The sequence below is a fragment of the Ruegeria sp. AH12 genome (assembly GCF_056541465.1).
Map to the genome: position 1 here is coordinate 1 of NZ_JBQFYL010000149.1, position 722 is coordinate 722.

Annotated in this window: 1 protein-coding gene; it reads right to left on the reverse strand. The window is 51.0% G+C overall.

The window, feature by feature from the left end; translation table 11 throughout:
• Positions 1 to 25 precede the first annotated feature (25 nt).
• A complete protein-coding gene (gene urtE, locus ACR0EL_RS22250) occupies positions 26 to 721 on the reverse strand; it encodes an urea ABC transporter ATP-binding subunit UrtE (protein WP_170392778.1) in 696 nt (231 codons plus the stop codon).
• Position 722 lies beyond the last annotated feature (1 nt).

The following is a 722-nucleotide window of genomic DNA, read 5'->3' on the forward strand; positions in this document are numbered from 1 at the left end:
CCGAAACCAATTTCAAGTATCAGCACTAGACTGTTACAGCCTGCAGCAACTCACCGCGTGTCACGTCTTCCCTGGTGCCGTTGCTTATGACTTCTCCTCGTCGCAACGCGATAAATCTGTCGGCAAGTTCATAGGCAAAGTCAAAGTATTGCTCCACTAGAATGATTGCTATTCCTCTCGTGGTTCTGAGGTGTCGGATGACTTCGCCTATCTGTTGGATGATGTTGGGCTGAATACCTTCGGTCGGCTCGTCCAACAGAAGCAGGCGTGGTCGTGTTATCAATGCCCGTGCAATCGCCAGCTGTTGCTGCTGACCGCCAGAAAGGTCACCTCCGCGACGGTTTTGCATCTGTTTGAGGACCGGGAACATATCAAATATATCACCTGGAATGAAATGTTCGCTGGCAGGCAGACAGGCATACCCCGTTTCAAGATTTTCGCGAACTGTGAGCAAAGGAAATATCTCACGACCTTGTGGGACATAGGCCACACCTTTCCACGCCATTTGATGAGCAGGCAGGACGCCCAGAATTTCCCCGTCCAGTTCCAGACTGCCGCCCGATCGCGGATGCGTACCTGATATTGCTTTCATAAGGCTGGTTTTCCCGACACCATTGGTCCCCATGACGCAAGTCACTTCACCTTGTCTGGCTTCCATGGAAATCCCGTTGAGGATTTGCGAATGCCCATAATGCAAAGTCAGATCTGTTAGCTTCAGCATT